The following is a 16606-nucleotide window of genomic DNA, read 5'->3' as shown; positions in this document are numbered from 1 at the left end:
ATGATCAGTAGTCTGCGGCGTGTGAAGCCATCGTCGAGGCGGCCCGAACCGCGGATGCTGGTCCCGTTGCTGGTGTTCATCGCCCTGGTCGTCGCGGCGGTCGGCAGCCTCGGGGCGCCGCTGATCACCAGCGTGGCGACCACATTCGATGTGTCACTGGCCAGCGCGCAGTGGACTCTCACCATCACCCTGCTGACCGGTGCCATCGCCACGCCTGTTCTCGGCCGCTTGGGGGCCGGTCCTCATCGCCGCGGCACCATCCTCGCCACCCTCGGGGTCGTGGTGGCGGGAAGCGTGCTCACGGTGCTTCCACTGCCCTTCGCCTGGCTGCTCGTCGGCCGGGCGGCTCAGGGCGTCGGCTTGGGGTTGACCGCGCTGATGATGGGCGTCGCCCGTGATCATCTTCCCGAAGGTCGCGCGGCCGCCACGATCGCCCTGGTGTCGGTCGCCTCCACCGTCGGTGTCGGCATCGGCTACCCGCTGGCAGGGTTGCTCACCGAACTCGGCGGTGTACGCGTCGCATACGGACTCGGGGTGTTCGTCACCGCCGTCGCGTTCCTGGCGGCCCTGCGCAGCATGCCCGTACCACCCGAGGGGCGCTCGGCTCGGGTCGACATACCTGGCGCGCTACTCCTGGCAGGCGGCCTGTTCCTCGTTCTTCTCCTGGCGAGCGAGACGGGCCTGTGGATCCGACACCTCGGCCTGGCGGTGGCTCTGGCGGCGATTGCCGCACTCCTGCTCGGCATCTGGGCGGCCTACGAACGCCGTAGCTCGGCGCCGCTTGTCGATATCCGGCTGATGCGACACCCGGCCGTCGCCGGAGCGAACGCCGCGATGCTCGTCGGCGGCGTTGGCATGTACCTGCTGCTGACCCTCATCACGCGCTACGCCCAGACACCCGAGAGCGCCGGTTACGGCTTCGGGCTCACCACCTTCGTTGCCGGGCTCGTGCTGGTTCCGTTCTCGCTGCTGGGATTCGTCGCAGGCAAGCTCACGCCTCGCCTGCGCGAGCGAATCGGCGCGCCGCCACTTCTGGCCGGTAGCGCCATCATCGTGCTGTTTGCTTTTGCCCTGTTTGTTGCCGCCCGCTCGAACCTCGCCGAGTTGCTGGCATCGATGGCGGTACTCGGCTTCGGCGTCGGCGGATTCTCGGCGGCGATGCCCTCCGTCATCCTGGCCGTCACCCCGACGGATGAGACGACGAGCGCCATGAGCTTCAACCAGGTCGTGCGCAGCGTCGGCTTCTCGCTCGGAAGTGCAATCGGTGGCCTGGTGTTGGCCGCCGGCACTCCGAGCGGGCATCTCTTCCCGACCGACGACGCCTACACGACCGCGGCATGGATCGGGATCGCAGCAATGGCAGTCACGGCGATCACGTGCGTCACGCTCGCCCGCCGTCCCGCGGCCCGAGAACCTGGCACAAATCAGCCAATTGGGTTTCGCTGACCTGGCGGTGGACACGGCCAAATACCGGCGGTCCAGGGCTTCAAGTGAACAACTGTGCAGGTATAGGCTGAGTGACGGCATCGGCTCGGTTCTCGCGCCCATCGAGGAACGTCATGACCGTGACATCCCGCATCACCCGCACCGGGCTGATCCGCGCATGGCGAGACCTCGACCGCGGTGAGCGACGCAGCCTCCTCGGCATGGCGGTCACGGTGCTCGCCCTCAACGTCATCGGCTGGGGTGTGCTGTTCGTCGTCGTCGTTCCCGGGCACTACACGGTCCACGGGTCCGCTTTCGGCGTCGGGCTCGGCGTCACGGCGTACACGCTCGGCATGCGGCACGCCTTCGACGCCGACCACATCGCGGCCATCGACAACACCACGAGGAAGCTCGTCGCGGAGAACAAGAAGCCGATGTCGGTCGGATTCTGGTTCTCCCTCGGGCATTCCACGATCGTGTTCGTGCTCGTGGCGCTGCTGGCATTCGGGGTGCGTGAGCTCGCCGCGAGCCTGTCCGACGACAACTCCGATCTCACGCGATGGACGGGAGTGTTCGGCACCCTGGTCTCGGGGACCTTTCTGCTGCTCATCGGCCTGTTCAACCTGATGTCGTTCATCGCGATCCACCGGGTGTTCCGCGAGATGAAGAGGGGCGCCTACGACGAGGCGCGGCTGGAGCGGGAACTCGACAATCGGGGAGCCCTCAACCGGGTGCTGAAGCCGGTGGTCGCCGCGGTCCGCGCGCCGTGGCACATGTATCCGGTCGGGCTGCTCTTCGGGATGGGCTTCGACACGGTCACCGAGGTGGGGCTGCTCGTCATCGCGGGTGGCGCGGCCGCGACCGGGCTGCCCTGGTACTCGATCCTGGTGTTGCCGATCCTGTTCTGCGCGGGCATGTCGTTGTTCGATTCGATCGACGGCTCGTTCATGAACTTCGCCTACGGCTGGGCGCTCGCCCGGCCGCTCCGCAAGATCTACTACAACCTCGTGGTCACGGGGCTGTCGGTGGTGGTCGCGATGCTCATCGGTGCGCAGGAGATCATCTCGCTCCTGACCGCGAAGTTCGACGTCACCGATGGGCTGCTCGGGTGGATCGGCGCGCTCGATCTCGGGGCGATGGGGTTCATCATCGTCGGGCTGTTCATCGGCACCTGGCTGACCGCCGTGCTGGTGTGGCAGTACGGCGGCGTGCAGGCGCGCTGGGAGTCCGGTCTGGCGACGTCGCCGTCACCCGAGAAGGCGGCGTCACCCGAGTGACGAACCGTTGTGCCCGTGGTGGTCGCGTCCTAGGGTGAATTCCACCGAGGCCGGAGCGAGGCCGTGATGCACGAGATGTCGATCACCCAGAGCGTCGTCGACGCGGTGTGCGAGCGTGCGGCGGGCAGGCGGGTGCGGCGGGTCACGATCGAGGTGGGCACGCTCTGCGCCGTGGTTCCCGATTCGATGCAGTTCTGTTTCGAGCTGGCGACCGAGGGCACCGTGATGGAGGGTGCCAGCCTGGAGATCGATCAGCCGCCGGGCAGGGCGCACTGTCGCGGCTGCGGGGCGGATTTCGAGCTGACCGATCTGGTGGTGCTGTGCCGCTGCGGTAGCGCGGACGTGGAGATCCTCTCGGGCCGCGAACTACGGATCATGTCGATGGAAGTGAGCTGAGCTATGTGTGCAACATGCGGATGCGGCGACCACGCGGGTGCGGTGATCACGGTGCCCCACGACCATGCCGATCACGATCACGATCACGCTCATCCACACGACCCTGCCCACTCACACGATCACGCGCACCAGCACGACCACGACGATCATCCGCACGAACACCTGCCGCCGACCGAGACGATCTCGCTCGAGCAGAAGGTGCTCGCGAAGAACGACCTGCTCGCACAGGAGATCCGGGAATGGTTGGCCGCCCGCGACATCCTCGCCTTCAACATGACGAGCTCGCCGGGCGCGGGCAAGACCACGTTGCTCGAGCGAACGATCCGTGAACTCGGCGGCGCGCGCCCGATCTCTGTCATCGAGGGCGATCAGGAGACGTTGCTCGACGCCGAACGGATCAAGGCCACGGGATGTTCGGTGGTGCAGGTCAACACCGGCGCCGGCTGTCACCTCGACGCCGAGATGATGCGGCGCGCCCTCGACACGCTCGACCCGCCCAGCGGGTCGTTGCTGTTCGTGGAGAACGTCGGCAACCTCGTCTGCCCGGCCCTGTTCGATCTCGGCGAGCGCAGCAAGGTGGTCGTGATCTCGGTGACCGAGGGGTCGGACAAGCCGCTCAAGTACCCGCACATGTTCGCGGCCGCCGGGTTGGTGATCATCAACAAGACCGATCTCTTGCCGTATGTCGACTTCGATCTCGAGGCGTGCTCGCGACACGCGCGGTCGGTGAACCCGGACGTTCAGATCGTGCCGGTATCGGCGGTGTCGGGTGAGGGCGTAATCGATTGGTACACATGGATTGACGCGCAGTCGGGGCGCCGTGACGATCCTGCGACCATTGACAAGGTTCTTCCGGCGGGTGTAGACCGTGATGAGCGTCATACAAGTGGGCCGAGGGTCGACTCCGATGACGTAGGGGCACAGCCCTGCCCCGGAGAGCGGCACTGATGCCAACGGAGGCGGCAGTCAAAGCCGAAGAAACGTTGATCCACGTGCTGTGGATCAACGCGGGTCTCAGTTGTGATGGTGATTCGGTGGCACTGACTGCTGCCACCCAGCCCAGCATCGAGGAGATCGCCCTCGGTGCCCTTCCGGGCCTGCCAAAGATCGCCGTCCACTGGCCCCTGATCGATTTCGAGTGCGGGTCGGCCGGCGGTGCCGACGACTTCCTCGAGTGGTTCTGGAAGGCCGATCGCGGCGAACTCGAACCGTTCGTGCTGGTGGTCGAGGGATCGATCCCCAACGAGAAGCTGCACGACGAGGGGTACTGGTGCGGCTTCGGGAGTGACCCGGCCACCGGACAACCCGTGACGACGAGCGAGTGGCTCGATCGTCTCGCGCCGAAGGCGACCGCGATCGTGGCGGCCGGAACCTGCGCGACGTACGGCGGAATCCACGCGATGGCGGGAAATCCCACCGGCGCGATGGGCGTGCCCGACTACCTCGGCTGGGAATGGAAGTCCAAGGCCGGGATCCCGATCGTCTGCGTGCCCGGTTGCCCGATCCAGCCGGACAACCTGTCCGAGACGCTGACGTATCTGCTGTACATGGCGACCGATCAGGCGCCGATGATCCCGCTCGACGAGGCGTTGCGCCCGCAGTGGCTGTTCGGTGCCACGGTGCACGAGGGTTGCGACCGCGGTGGCTATTACGAGCAGGGTGAGTTCGCCACCGAATACGGGTCGCCGACCTGCCTGGTGAAGCTGGGCTGCTGGGGTCCGGTGGTCAAGTGCAACGTCCCCAAGCGCGGCTGGATGAACGGCCTCGGCGGATGCCCGAACGTCGGCGGCATCTGCATCGGGTGCACCATGCCCGGCTTCCCCGACAAGTTCATGCCGTTCATGGACGAACCGCCCGGCGGCCTGGTCTCGAGCACGGCGTCGGGGCTCTACGGCTCCGTCATCCGGCGCCTGCGTCACGTGACCGCACGAACGGTGGAGAAGGAACCGCGTTGGCGCAATCCGGGTTCCACGCTCGAAACGGGAGCAGTACGTACCTGGTAGCTCGACCTGTCGAGAGGCAATTCGATGACACAGATCATCCCCGAGCCGTCGCACAAGCAGACGGACCCCGGCGGCCTCGTGGAGATGGCCTGGGATCCGATCACCCGCATCGTGGGCAGTCTCGGCATCTACACCAAGATCGATTTCGACAACCGAGAGGTGGTGGAATGCCACAGCACCTCGTCCATCTTCCGCGGCTACTCGTTGTTCATGAAGGGCAAGGATCCCCGCGACGCGCACTTCATCACGAGCCGCATCTGCGGCATCTGCGGCGACAACCACGCGACGTGTTCCTGCTACACGCAGAACATGGCCTATGGGGTGAAGCCGCCGCACCTCGGGGAATGGATCGTCAATCTCGGTGAGGCCGCCGAGTACATGTTCGATCACAACATCTTTCAGGAGAACCTGGTTGGCGTGGACTACTGCGAGAAGATGGTGTCGGAGACCAACCCAGGCGTGCTCGCCAAGGCCGAGAACACCCAGGCGCCGCGGGCGGGCGAACACGGCTACCGCACGATCGCGGACATCATGCGTTCGCTCAACCCGTTCACCGGCGAGTTCTATCGCGAGGCGCTCCAGGTCAGCCGGGCGACCCGAGAGATGTTCTGCCTCATGGAGGGTCGGCACGTGCACCCGTCCACCCTGTACCCGGGCGGGGTCGGGACGGTGGCCACCATCCAGCTGATGACGGACTACATGACCCGGTTGATGCGGTACGTGGAGTTCATGAAGAAGGTCGTGCCCATGCACGACGACCTGTTCGACTTCTTCTACGAGGCGATTCCTGGGTACGAGAAGGTGGGCCTGCGCCGGACGCTGCTCGGTTGCTGGGGCTCGTTCCAGGACCCCGAGCACTGCAACTTCGAGTACAAGGACATGACCAACTGGGGCCGGAAGATGTTCGTCACCCCCGGGGTCGTCGTCGACGGCAAGCTGGTCACCACCGATCTCGTCGACATCAACCTGGGCATCCGGATCCTGCTGGGCTCGTCGTACTACGACGACTGGTCCGACCAGGAGACCTTCGTCAAGCAGGACCCGCTGGGCAATCCGGTCGACCGGCGGCACCCGTGGAACCAGCACACCAACCCGCAGCCGCAGAAACGCGACCTCGAGGACAAGTACAGCTGGGTGATGTCGCCCAGGTGGTTCGACGGCACCGACCACCTCGCGCTGGACACCGGCGGAGGGCCGCTGGCCCGACTGTGGTCGACGGCGCTGGCAGGGCTCGTCGACATCGGGTACGTGAAGTCGACCGGCCGCAGCGTGCAGATCAACCTCCCGAAAACCGCGCTCAAGGGCCCGGTTTCGCTCGAGTGGAAGATCCCGGAGCACGGCAGCAACACCATCGAACGCAACCGCGCCCGGACCTACTTCCAGGCCTACGCGGCGGCCTGCGCGCTGCACTTCGCGGAGAAGGCCCTCGAGGAGATCCGGGCCGGGCGCACCAAGACCTGGGAGAAGTTCGACGTTCCCGACGAGGGCATCGGCTGCGGGTTCACCGAGGCGGTTCGCGGCGTGCTCTCCCACCACATGGTGATCCGGGACGGGAAGATCGCGAACTACCACCCCTATCCGCCGACCCCGTGGAACGCCAGCCCCCGCGACAGCCTCGGCACACCGGGGCCGTACGAGGATGCGGTGCAGGGGCAGCCGATCTTCGAGGAGAACGATCGGGATCACTTCAAGGGGATCGACATCATGCGGACGGTCCGCAGCTTTGACCCCTGCCTGCCCTGCGGCGTGCACATGTACCTCGGCAATGGCAAGACGCTGGAGAAGCTGCACTCGCCGACGCAGTACTCGACCGGAGAGTGACGGTGAACGGCGAGGCGGCAGGGGACGAGGAAGCACGGTGGCGCGCGGCGGGTGATCGGATAGAGACGCTTCTCGAGGCCAGTTCGGCGGGCGGCACCGTGGCGCGCGAGCGCGCCGAACAGCTGGTGCGCGAGGTGGTCGACCTCTACGGCGAGGGATTGGCGCGGGTCGTGCGGATCCTCGGCGAGCACGTGGAGGACGGGGCCGAGTGGCTCGCCGACGACGACCTGGTGGCGAGCCTGCTGCTGGTGCACGGTCTGCACCCGCACGACGTGCCGACCCGGGTGTGTGCGGCGCTCGACAGCGTGCGGCCCTATCTCGGCTCGCACGGCGGGGACGTGGAGCTGATGGGCATCGAGTTCCCGGGTGAAGGCGGGCCCGCCGATGGTGGCGGGGTGGTGCGCCTGGAGTTGACCGGCAGCTGCAGGAGCTGCCCGTCCTCGTCGGTGACGCTGGAACTGGCCGTGGAGGGCGCGGTGCTCGCTGCGGCGCCGGAGATCGCCTCGATCGAGGTGGTCGCCGCTCAGCCCGGCTCCGAGCCAGGGCTGATCGCCGCCGAGTCGCTGTTCTCGCACGTGCACGCCCCGCCGGGTCCCGCCGGAACGTGGTGCCCCGCGCCGGAACTGGAGCAGCTCGCGCCCGGCGAGGTGGGCGGGTTCGTGGTCGGGGGTCTGCCCATCCTGGTCTGCCGCATCGGCGACGACCTGCTGGCCTACCGAGACCGCTGCCCGTCGTGTACGCACTCGCTGGCGGGCGCCGTCCTGGCGCGTCGCGCCGGCCACGCGGCGGGCGACGCCGTCCTGCGGTGTCCGACCTGCCGCGCCCATTTCGACGTGGTGCACGCGGGTGCCGGGCTCGACGACGGCGACGTGCACCTCGAGCCGCTGCCGGTGCTGGTCCGGGACGGCGTGCGCTCGGTCGCGGTACCGGTGGGGGTGAGCGGATGAGCACTCCCTTCTCGGTGCTCAAACGCATCACGGCGACCCGCCCGGCTCCGCAGCCGGGCGAGCGCTGTGAGATGTGCGCGGAGGCGATCGGCGATCGCCATCAGCATGTGGTCAACGTGGAGGGGCGGGCGTTGATGTGCGTCTGCCGCGGCTGCTACCTGCTGTTCACCGACCAGGGCGCCGAGCTGCGGTACCGCGCCGTCCCGGATCGCTATCTCTCGTTCCCCGGGTTCGAGCTCGGCCAGGGCCGATGGGACGAACTCGAGATCCCGGTGGGATTGGCCTTCTTCTTCCGGAACTCGGTCCTCGGCCGGATGGTCGCGTTCTATCCCGGTCCCGCGGGGGCCACCGAGTCGGAACTGCCGCTCGACGCGTGGAACGTCGTGCGCGCGGCGAATCCGGAGCTGGACACGGCGGCCGACGACGTCGAGGCGGTGTTGATCCGGATGCCGGAGGAGGGGCGCGGCGAGGCGGAGTGCTTCCTGGTGCCGATCGACGCGTGCTACGAGTTCGTTGGTCGGCTGCGCACGCTGTGGCGCGGCTTCGACGGCGGCCAGGAGGCGCGCGGGTACATCGACGACTTCTTCGCGGGGATCGCGGCCCGGGCCGGTCGGTCTCACGCCGGCGGTGCCGGCCGGGAGTTCGGCGGCGGTGAGGCGCCGTGAGTGAGGTGTCGTTCGCCGTCCTCGACGTCGCCCCGGAGCCCTATGCGGCGGCCCCGATCCTCTCCGCTCGAGTGGCGGTGAGCGCCGCCGCGCCCGTACACGCCATCGCGCTGCGCTGCCAGGTGCGCATCGAGCCGCACCGACGGCGGTACACCGACGCCGAGGCCGCGGGGCTGGTTGACCTCTTCGGCGGTCGGGAGCGGTGGTCATCGACGCAACACTCATTCGTGTGGCTGCAGTGCGCCGCGCTGGTGCAGGGTTTCGCCGAGACCTGCGAGGCGACCCTGCCGATGCCGTGCACCTACGACTTCGAGGTGGCGGCGTCGAAGTACCTGCACGCCCTGGAGGAGGGGACCGTCCCGCTGGTGTTCCTGTTCAGCGGCACGGTGTTCACCAAGGGTGCAGGGGGGTTCGGGGTCCAGCAGATCCCGTGGGATCGTGAGGATCGCTACGACCTCCCGGTCTCGGTGTGGCGGGACCTGATCCGGATGCACTTCCCGAACACCGGCTGGGTGCGGCTCGGCCGGGAGACCCTCGAGGCGCTGGCCGAATACAAGTCCACGCGGGGCCTGGTCGGCCTCGACGAGGCCGTCACGGAACTGCTCGCGCAGACGCGGGAGCAGGCCCGGTGACCACCACCGATGTCGGAACCCGAGTCCGCGCCGTCGCCGACGCGGTGCTCTACGAGGGCTACCTGCTCTATCCGTACCGGGCGAGCTCGCGAAAGAACCAGTCGCGCTGGCAGTTCGGTGTGCTCGGTCCACCAGGGGCATCGTCGGCAGGCGTCGGCGAGGAGCCGTCGCTGTCCGCGCAGTGCGTGCTGGCGCGCGGCGCGCCGGAGGGGGAACGCGCGGCACAGGTCACGGTGACGCTTCGCTTCCTGCAGCTGCAGGCCCGCAGCGTGCAGGAGGCGTCGGGCGCGGGCGGATACCGCGCGGTGGACGAACTGGTGGTGGGGGCGCGGTCGTGGCTCAGTTGGGACGAGGCCGTCGAGCGGGAGATCGAACTCCCGGCGGTGGCGTTGTCGGAACTCGCGGTGGCCAGGGGCTTTCCGATCGACGTGGCGGGCGGCACGGACACCGAGGAGCTGCTCGCGCCGGACGGATCCACCGCGGGACGGATCGTCCGGTCCCGGTTGCCGATCGCCGCAACGGTGACTCTCGGCGCCGCGGAGGACGACGGCTTCACCCGGCTGTTGGTCGAGGTGCGAAACACCGGGCCGGAGACGATCGACAAGGATCTCGCCGTCGCGAGGTCGTTGATCGGTGCGCACGCGATCGTGACCGTCCGCGATGGGTCGTTCGTCTCCCTGCTCGAACCGCCGGATGCGGCGGCCGGCCCCGTGGCCCGGGCCGTCCACCACCGGTGCTTCCCGGTGCTGGCGGGCACGCGCGGAGAGACGGACATGGTGTTGATCTCGCCGATCATCCTGTACGACTACCCGGAGGTCGCCGCGCAGAGCGACGGCGCGCTCTTCGACTCCACCGAGATCGACGAGATCCTCACTTTGAGGGTGATGGCGATGACCGACGAGGAGAAGGCGCAGGCGCGCGCCACCGATCCGCTGGCCGCGCAGATCGTCGACCGCTGCGATGCGATGACGCCCGAGGCGATGCAGCGGCTGCACGGCACTTTCCGCGACCCGCGGCTCGATCCGGGACTGATACCCGAAGTGCCCGAGGGGGTTCCCTGGTGGGATCCCGAGGCCGACGCGAGTGTGCGGCCGGATGTGGACGCGGTGTCGGTGAACGGTGTCCGTGTGGCCAAGGGCAGCGCGGTGCGGCTGCACCCGTCTCGCCGTGCCGACGCGCAGGACCTCTTCTTCGACGGCAGGACGGCAAGGGTCGCGTCGGTGCACGCCGATGTCGACGGCAACACCCACGTCGGCGTGGTCATCGACGACGATCCCGCCGCGGACCTGCACGACTGGTACGGGCGTTATCTCTACTTCGCCCCGGACGAGCTGGAACCGCTCGGTGGCGATGAACCGGGCAGAGAGGAGAACTAGCGATGGAAACAGTGGGGCAGATCGCGACGGTGCTCGTGGTGGCGCTGGTCGCAGCCGGTGTGATCGTCGGCGTGCGTTCGGTTCCCGACATCAGGCGCTACCTACGCATGCGTCACATGTGACGACGGCGGCGCGCGGAGAGATCGGTGAACGACCAACGGCGGGTGCTGGTCGCCGGTATCGGGAACATCTTTCTCGGTGATGACGGGTTCGGCCCCGAGGTGCTGAGACGGCTGGCCGAGCGCGGGCACGCGAGTGAGCCGCGGCCGATCCCGGACGGGGTCCGGCTGGTGGACTACGGCATTCGGGGCGTTCACCTGGCCTACGACCTGCTGGACGGCTGGGATGCCCTCGTCCTGGTGGACGCGCTGCCGGATCGTGGCGCGCCGGGCGCCATCCGGGTCTTCGAGGTCGATCCGGAGCGCGGCGGCGGGGGCGGTGGGCTCGATGCCCACGGCATGGACCCGGCGTCGGTCTTCGCGAGCCTGGACGCGCTCGGCGGCACCGCGCCCCGGACGGTCGTGGTGGGCTGCGAGGCGCGGTGCGTCGCGGACGGCATCGGGTTGTCGCCGGAGGTGGCCGCGGTCGTGGACGACGCGGTCGCGGCAGTGCTCGAACTGGTCGAGGATCCGCCGAGGTGGGTGCCCGCGGCCGCCGCGGATGCGGGAGAGGAGGGCTGAGCGGATGTGCTTGGGGATCCCGGGGCAGGTGGTGCGCATGCTCGACGGCTACGGCGACCAGTTGGCGCTGGTCGACGTCGCGGGCGAGCACCGAAAGATCAACGTGGGGATGCTGCCGGACGACGTGTTCGAGCCAGGGGACTGGATCATCATCCACATGGGGTTCGCCGTCGAGAAGACGGATGCGGCGGGTGCGCAGAGTGCCCTCGCCGGTCTCGAGTTGATGGGGCGGCCTCGGGAACCGGACGAACAGTCGATGTGAGGGTCGCGGGCGGACCCAGGAGGATCTATACTAGCTATCTAGATAGATCCGCCAGGCGTCCCCGGAGGCAGACATGTCGAACAGTGCAGCACGCGCCCGCGGCGTCCCGGAGCGTCACCGCGACCACCCACGCCGCCTGACCGCAGTCGGCGATTCGGTCAGCGACCACGACCTCATCGAGCTCATCCGATCCGAACTGGCCAGCCGTCCCACCCTGAGCCTGGTCGCGGGTCGGGTCTCCCACCTGCTGCTGGCCGGCCAGGTCGACGGCGACGATCCGATCCTCGACCTCATCGATCCGGGCAACATCCTCGACGAGAAGACGGTGATGCGCGACGCCGTCGAGTACATCCTGTCGTTCCCGCACCTCTCCGCGGGAGAGGTTGCCGTCAAATATCGCAAGACCTGGGCCAACCCGAGCGACGCACTGCGCAAGCGGGCCGGACAGATCATCGGCCTCAAGCAGGGCAGGCGATACCGCTACCCGGAGTTCCAGTTCTCGCTGCCCGAGGACGCGATCGAGCTGATCCGCCGGAGCAACGTCGCGCTTGGCGCCGAGAACGACCCGTGGGGCGTGGCGTCCTGGTGGCTCTCGCCCAATCCCGCCGCCACAGGCCGCACCTCGCCCGTGGACCTGCTCGAAGCGGGAGACCTCGAGCAGGTCGCCGCCCTGGTCCGGGCCGAGGTAGAGGACGACATTGCCTAACCGGGTACCCCCACCCGCGGTGACCGCAGAGGTGGCGTCGATCCCTGCCGGAACGAAGCTGTGGCGCATCCATTCCGGCGCCCCGGATCGACACGTGCTGTCCCTGAACCAGACCCCGGCCCATCCCGTCCACGGCGGCAGGTTCGACTCCCCGGACGGCTCGTTCCACTACAGCTACTTCGGCGACGACATCTCCGTCTGCATCGCCGAGACCTACTGCCGCTCACTCCCGCTCGACGACAACGTGCCCAGGATCCTGCGCAGGAAGAAGCTTGACGGGCGGGTGCTGTCGCAGGTGCAGGTGACCACCGAGTTCCCGGTCGCGCTCCTGCACGGCCGCCACCTGGCCGCCATCGGCCAGGACCTGTGGCTGACGAAATGCGATCCCGTCGACTATCCGCGGACCCAGCAGTGGGCCGCGGCGGTGCTGAACGGTTCGCAGGTGCACGGCATCAAGTACCGCGCCCGCAACGACGAGGACCGGTTCTCGGTGGTCATGACCATCCGCGCGGACACGGACCCGCCCGTCGCGCTGGCCGATCTGATGTGCGTGGTGCGGGACCCGATTCCGCTCGACGACGCTTCGGGCCTGGAACTGGTGCGCTCGCACCTCGCGGTCTACAACGCCACGCTGCGCTGATCGCAGAGTGTCGAGATGCAGGCTGAACCCCGGGTTCCATGTGTGGGCGTTGGCTAGGGTGCCAGCGTGACCTATTCGTGGGTGTTCCTCACGGTCGCCGTCGTGCTGGTGCTGACGCCGGGCGCGGACTTTGCGCTGATCGTCCGCAACAGCGCGTCCGGCGGGCGCAGGTTTGGGATGGCCACCACCTTCGGGGTCAGCTCCGCCGCGGCTGTCCAAGGCCTGCTCGTCTCGTTCGGCATCGCGAGCGTGATCATCGGTGTGCACCCGATCTTCCTCGCGATCAAGTGGCTCGGAATCGCCTACCTCGCCTGGATCGGGTGCTCGATGCTGCTCAGCGCGGTCCGAGGGCATGACGCCGCCACCGCGGGCGAAACCGGACCTGCCCCATGGACCGGATACCGGCAGGGATTCCTCTGCAACGCCACCAACCCGAAGATCTTCGTCTTCTATCTGTCGCTGCTGCCACAGTTCGTGCAGCCGGACGCGCCCTGGTGGGTCTGGCTGTTGCACGCCTGGACCCTGCCACTCATCGGAACCCTCTGGTGCTTGCTCGTCGTCGCGTTCGTGGGTTCACTACGCCAGCAGTTCGAACGCCGCACGGTTCGACGGACGATCGACGCCGCCGCAGGCGTCGTCATGCTCGGCTTCTGCTCCACGCTCGCTCGCGAAGCCTGATCCAGCCCGCCCGCCGAGCGATAGGTAACGTCCCTGTGGTGGTGACAGACGCGGCGCAGTCGTGGTGGGAAGAGTACGACGACAACATTCTCCGCGCGCGCGAAACCGGCTGGGGCGGGGAAGAGCCGTTGCTCTCGCGAGAGATGCGCGAGCTGCTCGACGACGTCGACGCAGCCTTCGCGGTCACCGGCGCGCAGACACCCGGGTGGCCGAACCCCTATAAGGACGGCCCCAGCCCGGGAGAAGAGGCGTACGAGCGTTCCAGCAACCCCGAGAAGTACCGGATCGTGGTGGCCAGAGCACAGGCATGGACTCAGGTTCTCCTCGACCGCGGCTGGGCGCGCGAAGCATCGCATGTGGACTGGGCGCTTCCTCCCATGGAGCCCGGCGGGGCCGACACCGTCCTCGAGCCGGCCGCCGCCGGCGCGGTTCCGCTGGTGTTGACGACGCACACACCCATGGACAGCGATCATCCCTTCAACATCACGATCGCCGCGGGCGACCCCGCGGTGCGGTTGGACACGCTTCCCGACTGTGCATGCGATGGGTGCGACAGCGGGTCCGCCGGCCTGCTCAAGTACCTGGACATGTTGGTGCTCTCTGTCGTCGACGGTTCTCTCGACGTTGACGTTGGCGACAACTACTACTGGCTGCGCACATCGTTCAGAGTCAAGGGCAGCGGGACCCAGAATCGCCACGCACGGACGGCGTTCACGGCTGCACCGTGGCCCGCGAACTGGACAGCCCGCCCGTTGGCACCACCTCTGAGTCGGGGTCGGCGTTGATCTCCTACACGAGTTGTCGACCTATCCCACCTGTGGAACTGACGTTGGCGAGATCGGTCGGTAGGTTCTGATCGCTCAGCCCGCGGCCTCGGTCCGTTCGAGACGGCGATTGGTCTGTGCGAGCTGCCACCCGGTCCAGTGCTGCAGGCGGTCGGTGTCCTCCGGGGTCAGCCTGTCGCACACGAAGTCCCAGTGCACGGCCACCGTGTCGCCCCTGCGGAGATCGGGGACGAACGAGCCGCCGGCCGCCCGATGGCGCACCGGCCGATCCTGTTCGTCGCCGAGGTGGAGCGCGCCGTCGTAGGTGAGCGGTCGCGCACGCACCACCACGTACTCGGCGCGCACCTCGATCACCGTCCCGCAGGTGATCCGGCAGGAGTCGAGCACCTGGAGGGGCTGCGGCACACCGGAGCCGAGCAACCGGGACCACGGATAGACGCCGAAGACGTGGAAGCCGTGGGTCGGCGCCGCCTCGGCGAGCAGGTCCTCTGTGAGGTGCTTCCAGTAGTGCCCGGCCTGGGGCGCCAGCCGGGAAAGCAGCTCCCGGCCGAAGCCTTCGCGGTCGATCTCGTCGGTCAGCTCGTTGCCGGTCCAATAGGCGCGCACCACCGACGCGTCCAACGGGTCGGTGCGCCCGGTCATCTCGGCGATGACCTGTTGGTACGGCCAGGCACCGCTGAACCTGGCGGCCAGCGACGGCACGTCCGCGATGGGCCCGTCGGTGCCCATCCCGTCACCGCACGCGACGGCCTCGAGGGCGCGCGCGTCCGCTGGGCCGCAGTAGCCGAGCGTGTTGGGGGCGTAGGCATACTGCGCGAACAGTCGGTGACCGGGCGGGCTCGGCACTCAAGCCTCCGTGGTGTTCTTGCCGACCAGCATCGCAGTCTCGCGGTGCAGTCGGCCGAAGTTGTAGTACGCCGCGCAGGCGCCCTCGGGTGAGACCATGCAGGTCCCGATCGGCGTCTCCGGCGTGCACGCGGTCCCGAACACCTTGCACTCCCACGGCTTGATGACGCCCTTGAGCACCTCGCCGCACTGGCACGCCTTCGGATCGGCGACCCGCACCCCCGGCATCGAGAATTTCTCCTCGGCATCGAACTCGGAGTAGTCGTGGTGCACCTTCAGTGCGCTCTGCGAGATGAAACCGAGTCCGCGCCATTCGAAATGCGGTCGCAGCTCGAAGGTCTCGGCCATCAGCTTCAGCGCCTGGGTGTTGCCCTCGGTCTTGACCACGCGGGTGTACTGGTTCTCCACCTCGCACCGGCCGTCCCGGTGCTGCTGCAACAGCATGTGCACGGAGGCCAGGATGTCCAGCGGTTCGAACCCGGCCACCACCATCGGTTTGCCGTACACCTCCGGCACGAAGCGGTACGGCCTGGTGCCGACGACGGTCGACACGTGACCGGGGCCGAGGAAGCCGTCGAGCCGCAGGTCGGGGGATTCGAGGATCGCCTTGATCGGCGGGACGATCGTGACGTGGTTGCAGAACACGGTGAAGTTCTTGACCCCGAGTTGTCGGGCACGCACCAGCGTCACCGCGGTGGACGGTGCGGTGGTCTCGAAGCCCACCGCGAAGAACACCACCTCCCGATCGGGGTTGTCCACGGCGATCTTGAGCGCGTCGAGCGGCGAGTACACGAATCGGACGTCGGCGCCCCTGGCCTTCGCCTCGATCAGGTTGCCCCGCGAACCGGGCACCCGCATCATGTCGCCGAAGGTCGTGAAGATGACGCCTGGCTGCTCCGCGAGCGACATGGCGTCGTCGACCCGGCCCATCGGGATGACGCACACCGGACAACCGGGGCCGTGCACCAGTTCCACGGTCGGCGGCAGCAGGTGTTCGATGCCGTGGCGGTAGATAGTGTGGGTGTGGCCGCCGCACACCTCCATGAATTTGAACTCGTCGGTGCCCGCGAGGTCGGTGATGGACCTCACGAGCGCGCGGGCTGCGGCCGGATCACGGAATTCGTCTACGAATTTCATCGTGTGTTCCTCGCTGACGGAAGATGCCCGAGATCAGGCGATTTCGGACGAGTTGTACGCGTCGATCTCGTTGGTGTAGTCGGCGCCCATCTTCTGGACCTGGTCCAGCGTCACCTGCGCCTCGGCCTCGTCGATCTTCGACATCGCGAACCCGACGTGCACCAGGACCCAGTCGCCCACGACCAGGCCCTCATCGGCGAGTAGGCGGACGCTGATGACCCGACGGATCCCGTTGACGTCGACCTTGGCCAGGTGCTGCTGGGCGTCGACGATGTCAACCACCTGCCCCGGTATGCCCAAGCACATAGCCGTCCTCCTTTCAGGAGTTCC

General features: G+C 67.9%; 20 protein-coding genes. 17 read left to right on the top strand and 3 right to left on the bottom strand.

Going from position 1 to position 16606, the window contains the following annotated elements; translation table 11 throughout:
* The first annotated feature begins 21 nt into the window (after positions 1–21).
* The 17 genes from C8K38_RS20925 to C8K38_RS20850 all read left to right on the top strand — a co-directional run bounded on the left by C8K38_RS20925 (position 22) and on the right by C8K38_RS20850 (position 14293).
* Positions 22–1446 carry an MFS transporter gene (locus tag C8K38_RS20925; RefSeq protein ID WP_257017681.1) on the top strand — a complete coding sequence of 475 codons (1425 nt, stop codon included), beginning with the start codon at positions 22–24 and terminating at the stop codon, positions 1444–1446.
* Between the two features lie 113 nt (positions 1447–1559).
* Positions 1560–2702 carry a HoxN/HupN/NixA family nickel/cobalt transporter gene (locus C8K38_RS20920; RefSeq protein WP_209926490.1) on the top strand — a complete coding sequence of 381 codons (1143 nt, stop codon included), beginning with the start codon at positions 1560–1562 and terminating at the stop codon, positions 2700–2702.
* Positions 2703–2768: 66 nt separating this feature from the next.
* Positions 2769–3098, top strand: a complete 330-nt coding sequence (locus tag C8K38_RS20915) for a hydrogenase maturation nickel metallochaperone HypA/HybF (protein ID WP_027501469.1) — start codon at positions 2769–2771, stop codon at positions 3096–3098.
* Positions 3099–3101: 3 nt separating this feature from the next.
* Positions 3102–4046 (top strand): hydrogenase nickel incorporation protein HypB, encoded by a 945-nt coding sequence (gene hypB / locus C8K38_RS20910; RefSeq protein ID WP_097213331.1) that lies wholly within the window; start codon positions 3102–3104, stop codon positions 4044–4046.
* Positions 4046–5101 (top strand): hydrogenase expression protein HypE, encoded by a 1056-nt coding sequence (locus C8K38_RS20905; protein WP_097213330.1) that lies wholly within the window; start codon positions 4046–4048, stop codon positions 5099–5101. Before hypB ends, C8K38_RS20905 begins: the two co-directional genes overlap by 1 nt.
* 24 nt (positions 5102–5125) lie before the next feature.
* Complete coding sequence (locus tag C8K38_RS20900; protein WP_097213329.1) at positions 5126–6922, top strand: nickel-dependent hydrogenase large subunit; 1797 nt, start codon at positions 5126–5128, stop codon at positions 6920–6922.
* Complete coding sequence (locus tag C8K38_RS20895) at positions 6919–7869, top strand: NifU family protein (protein WP_373560281.1); 951 nt, start codon at positions 6919–6921, stop codon at positions 7867–7869. Before C8K38_RS20900 ends, C8K38_RS20895 begins: the two co-directional genes overlap by 4 nt.
* On the top strand, positions 7866–8534 hold the full coding sequence (locus C8K38_RS20890; protein ID WP_097213328.1) for a DUF5947 family protein: 669 nt from the start codon (positions 7866–7868) through the stop codon (positions 8532–8534). Before C8K38_RS20895 ends, C8K38_RS20890 begins: the two co-directional genes overlap by 4 nt.
* Positions 8531–9166 (top strand): DUF6084 family protein, encoded by a 636-nt coding sequence (locus C8K38_RS20885; RefSeq protein ID WP_097213327.1) that lies wholly within the window; start codon positions 8531–8533, stop codon positions 9164–9166. The genes C8K38_RS20890 and C8K38_RS20885 overlap by 4 nt, the downstream gene beginning before the upstream one ends.
* The gene (locus C8K38_RS20880) at positions 9163–10542 is read left to right on the top strand and encodes a hypothetical protein (RefSeq protein WP_097213326.1); all 1380 of its coding nucleotides are present in this window, start codon (positions 9163–9165) and stop codon (positions 10540–10542) included. The genes C8K38_RS20885 and C8K38_RS20880 overlap by 4 nt, the downstream gene beginning before the upstream one ends.
* A gap of 2 nt (positions 10543–10544) precedes the next feature.
* On the top strand, positions 10545–10664 hold the full coding sequence (locus C8K38_RS28145; protein WP_097213325.1) for a DUF6893 family small protein: 120 nt from the start codon (positions 10545–10547) through the stop codon (positions 10662–10664).
* A 24-nt stretch (positions 10665–10688) separates the two neighbouring features.
* Positions 10689–11222: a hydrogenase maturation protease gene (locus C8K38_RS20875; RefSeq protein ID WP_097213324.1), complete on the top strand. Its 534-nt coding sequence runs from the start codon at positions 10689–10691 to the stop codon at positions 11220–11222.
* 4 nt (positions 11223–11226) lie between these two features.
* Positions 11227–11484, top strand: coding sequence for a HypC/HybG/HupF family hydrogenase formation chaperone (locus C8K38_RS20870; RefSeq protein WP_097213404.1), 258 nt, complete (start codon positions 11227–11229; stop codon positions 11482–11484).
* A gap of 73 nt (positions 11485–11557) precedes the next feature.
* Positions 11558–12190: a hypothetical protein gene (locus tag C8K38_RS20865; RefSeq protein WP_097213323.1), complete on the top strand. Its 633-nt coding sequence runs from the start codon at positions 11558–11560 to the stop codon at positions 12188–12190.
* Positions 12191–12209: 19 nt separating this feature from the next.
* Positions 12210–12830, top strand: coding sequence for an RES family NAD+ phosphorylase (locus C8K38_RS20860; protein WP_097213322.1), 621 nt, complete (start codon positions 12210–12212; stop codon positions 12828–12830).
* 66 nt (positions 12831–12896) lie between these two features.
* Positions 12897–13508: a LysE family translocator gene (locus C8K38_RS20855; protein WP_097213321.1), complete on the top strand. Its 612-nt coding sequence runs from the start codon at positions 12897–12899 to the stop codon at positions 13506–13508.
* A gap of 38 nt (positions 13509–13546) precedes the next feature.
* Positions 13547–14293 (top strand): DUF6226 family protein, encoded by a 747-nt coding sequence (locus C8K38_RS20850; protein WP_257017678.1) that lies wholly within the window; start codon positions 13547–13549, stop codon positions 14291–14293.
* 75 nt (positions 14294–14368) lie between these two features.
* Here the strand turns inward: C8K38_RS20850 and C8K38_RS20845 are convergent, their stop codons facing one another.
* From C8K38_RS20845 to C8K38_RS20835, 3 genes are read right to left on the bottom strand one after another with little or no spacing between them, the layout of a single operon-like run.
* A complete protein-coding gene (locus tag C8K38_RS20845; protein ID WP_257017676.1) occupies positions 14369–15139 on the bottom strand; it encodes a DUF6390 family protein in 771 nt (256 codons plus the stop codon).
* Complete coding sequence (gene hypD / locus C8K38_RS20840; protein ID WP_097213320.1) at positions 15140–16276, bottom strand: hydrogenase formation protein HypD; 1137 nt, start codon at positions 16274–16276, stop codon at positions 15140–15142.
* A gap of 33 nt (positions 16277–16309) precedes the next feature.
* Positions 16310–16582 carry a HypC/HybG/HupF family hydrogenase formation chaperone gene (locus C8K38_RS20835; RefSeq protein WP_027501456.1) on the bottom strand — a complete coding sequence of 91 codons (273 nt, stop codon included), beginning with the start codon at positions 16580–16582 and terminating at the stop codon, positions 16310–16312.
* Positions 16583–16606: the final 24 nt, after the last annotated feature.

This window comes from Rhodococcus sp. OK611, from assembly GCF_003050885.1.
In the GTDB taxonomy this organism is placed as follows: Bacteria; Actinomycetota; Actinomycetes; order Mycobacteriales; family Mycobacteriaceae; genus Rhodococcus_G; species Rhodococcus_G oryzae.
This window is presented reverse-complemented; position numbering and strand designations above follow the sequence as displayed.